1 protein-coding gene is annotated in these 3210 nt (G+C 78.0%); it reads left to right on the top strand.

All coding sequences use genetic code 11. The features are described from left to right. Nucleotides 1-3124 (top strand): trypsin-like peptidase domain-containing protein (locus KIK08_RS38265; protein WP_214408201.1); only part of this gene is annotated, 3124 nt, incomplete at its 5' end. Between the last annotated feature and the right edge of the window lie 86 nt (nucleotides 3125-3210).

The following is a 3210-nucleotide window of genomic DNA, read 5'->3' as shown; positions in this document are numbered from 1 at the left end:
CCCGTCCGCGGCGACGCCGCGGCCGGCGGCTCCTGTTGCGCCGCCGGCTGAGGCGCCCGTCGAGGCGCCGCCCGCCGCCCTGGAGCCCGCCCCGCGGACCGGCGCCGGGACGACCTCGCCCGCCCCGGCGGAGGCCGACCGCACGTCCACCGCCGCGAAGCCGGACGAGCCGGTCCGCCCCGCCGACCACTCGCACCCGCAGCCGAAGGAGCGGGACGCCGTCGTGGACGAGCGCCCGGACGGCGCCGAGCGCTATGCGCCCAGCATGGGGGTGCTCGTGGCGCTCAGCGTGGCGTGGCTGCTGCCCGACATCCTGGTCGGGCTCGCCCCCGAGCTGCGCGGCCTGCTCCCCGAGCCGTTCGACCTGTTCTCGCACGCCAGGAACCTCAAGGGCGGTGTGGCCGTCGGTTTCACAGCGCTCATCGCCCGGATCGGCCTGCAGAAGCTCGGTTCCGGCACGCCGTACCTCACCCGCGAGGAGATGCGCTCGTACCACCGGCGCTGGGTCCCGGCCATCCTCGTGGCAGCCACGGCGATCAACGCCGTCGTCGAGACCCGGTGGGGGTGGGCCGTCCTCGGCCACCGGCTGTTTCCGGGGACCGTTCCCGACGTGCTCGACCTGCTCTACGGCGTCGGCTTCGCCGGTGCGGTGGCCTGGCTGAGCTGGCGGCCGGTCCGGCTGCCCCCCGACACCCACCGGTCGGGCCCCAGCGGCGGGGCGGCGCTGATGTCGGGCCGGCCAGCGTCCGAGCGCGACGCCGCCGTGATCGCGCACGTCGTGGCCCGGTCGACCGTCGGTCGGCGGCTGCCGGTGGGTGATCCCGCGCTGGCCGAACTGACCGGCGGGCTCGGACCCGACGACCTGACCGGGTGCGCCGGGATCTGCGTGGTCGACGGGCTCAACGCGGCGGTCGCCGCGGCCGGCGGCCCGGGTGATCTCACCGCCTGGTCGGGTGCGGACGGCTGGGTGCACATGGACGCGCGGGTGTTCGCGGCGCTGCGGGCCGGAGTGCTCGACGACCGGGCCCGGCGCGCGCTGTTCGTCCACGAGCTGACCCACCTGCGCCACCCGCACCTGTCCGAGCGGCAGGTCGGCAAGCGGGCCCGGCTGCCCGACCTGACCCCGCTGGTCACGGTCGTCGGCGCGCTGCCGGTCGCCGACGCGGTCTTCACCGAGGTCGCCGACGCGGCCGCCCGTGCGGCCCGGCACGCCCCCGAGGTGGGCGCGGCCCCGCACCCGCTGCAGGCGCGGGTCGTGCGGATCGAGGTGCTCGGCCCGGCGAGCGACGGCAAGCGGACCGGCGAGGCCGGTTCGGGCGTCCTCTTCCGGGTCGACGGCCGCACCGGCTACGTGCTGACCAACCGGCACGTCGCGGCCGCCCGCGGCTACCAGGTGGACTCGAAGATCATCGTCGACGTGCCGACGCCGAGCGGTGTCGTCGTCGAGGTCGCCGGCTGGGCGGTGGCCACGCCGACCTTCGCGGAGGTGGTCCGCCTGCTGGCCGCGGAGGGCGCGCCGGACGAGCTCGTGCGGGTGGCCGCCGAGGTCGGGCGCGGCGACGTCGATCTGGCGGTCCTGCGGATCGTGCACGAGCGCCTCGTCGACATCCCGCTGGCCCCGCTGCCGCTGGTGGAGGCCCGTGGCCGCGAGCCGGTGACCGCGCTCGGCTTCCCGAACACGACGATCCCGGCCCGGACTGCCGAGGGCGGGGTCGCCGCGGTGCCCACCCGGTCGGAGCTGCTGCTGGTGACCGGCGGCGTCGCGGCCGCCGAGGCCCCCGGCGGCCCGCCGCGCACGACGCTGGACATCGGCGGCGCGCTCTGGATCGACCAGGGCAACTCCGGTGGCCCGGTGGGCGCCGCCGGTCCGGCGGCCGACGCGGTGCTGCACGGCCTGGTCCGCGCCGTCACCGTGCCCGGCGGACTGAGCAGGTTGCGCGGCGCGGAGCGGCGCGTGCACGCCGTCCCGGCAAGCCTGGTCGAGACAGCGGTGCGAGCGATCGGGATCGTCGGGGACGCCCCCGAGGCGCCCGCCCTGTCGGGCGTCGAGCACCGGCGCCTGGCCGCGGTGATGGCGACGGTGCTGCCGACCCTTCCCCGCCCGGCGGCGCGGGCCGCGGTGTTCGCCGAGGTGCTCGGGGTCCTGGTGGACGACGTGCTCACCGCGGCGGACCGGGAGCCGACGATGCTGCTGTCCCGGGCCGGCGCACCGGGGCAGCGCAACGTCGTGCTGCTCCCGGCGGGTCGACCTCGACGCGGTGGTCCCGCCCGCCGGGCCGGCCGCCCTGGTCCGGATCCGGGACGGGATGCGGGTGCCGGTCCCGGGACCGACCGCGGTGATCGGCATCGACCCGGGCTCGGACGTCTCCCTGCCGCGAGGGCCGGCGCTGGGCGAGCGTCCGTGGCCGATCGAAGCGGTGCTGCTGCACCACGCCGACGGGTGGTACCTGCTGCCGCTGGAGCCCGGCGGTCCCGGCGCCGCGGCCCTCCGGCCGGTGCGGTCCGGCGACGGGATCCCCCTCGCCGGGGACGACTACCGGTTCGACGCGCACGGCGGCACCCCCGGCGGTCCGCTGGCCGTGGCCTACACCCCGGCCGAGACCACGCTGGTCGGTGCGGCGCTGGCGCGGCTCGCGGCCGAGGCCGCGCCGCGGTGGACGGCCGACCCGGCCCGGGCCCGCGGCCCCCCGCAGCTCGGCCTGCGGCCGCGGGAGCGGCTGCTGGAGGTCGACGCCGACGCGCTCGCCCGCGTCGCCGGCATCGACCCGGTACGGGCCCAGGACCTCCTGGACCGGATGCTCGCCTTCAGCCTGCCGGGCGAGACGCTCGACGTGATCGCCGCGCCCACCGGCCGGCCGGCGCAGCTGGCCGCCGACGGTTCCTGGGAGCTGGTGCTCGACCACGAGCGCCGCTTCCACCTGGACCGGGCCGCACCGCACGGGCACGACGAGCACGCGCGGCGGACCATGCAGCGGATCGGGGCCAAGAGCGCTCCCGACCATGCCGGCGGCCCGCACGTGGGGCGGCCCGCTCGGGCAGTCACGACCGCGGCACCCGGCGCCGTCCCAGCCGGACGCGGACGACTCCCTCCCGCTCGGTGCGGTCGTGCCGGGGCTGCTCGTGAGCGCCGCCGGGTTCGTGCTGCCCGACCAGCTCGGCCTCACCGGTCGCTCGGCGGGCTTGGTGACCTTCCTGCTCGTGCTGACCGGG

The sequence above is a fragment of the Pseudonocardia lacus genome, assembly GCF_018531445.1.
Classification (GTDB): domain Bacteria; phylum Actinomycetota; class Actinomycetes; order Mycobacteriales; family Pseudonocardiaceae; genus Pseudonocardia; species Pseudonocardia lacus.
The sequence above is the reverse complement of the archived record's forward strand: the minus strand, read 5'-3'. Positions and strand labels throughout refer to the sequence as shown.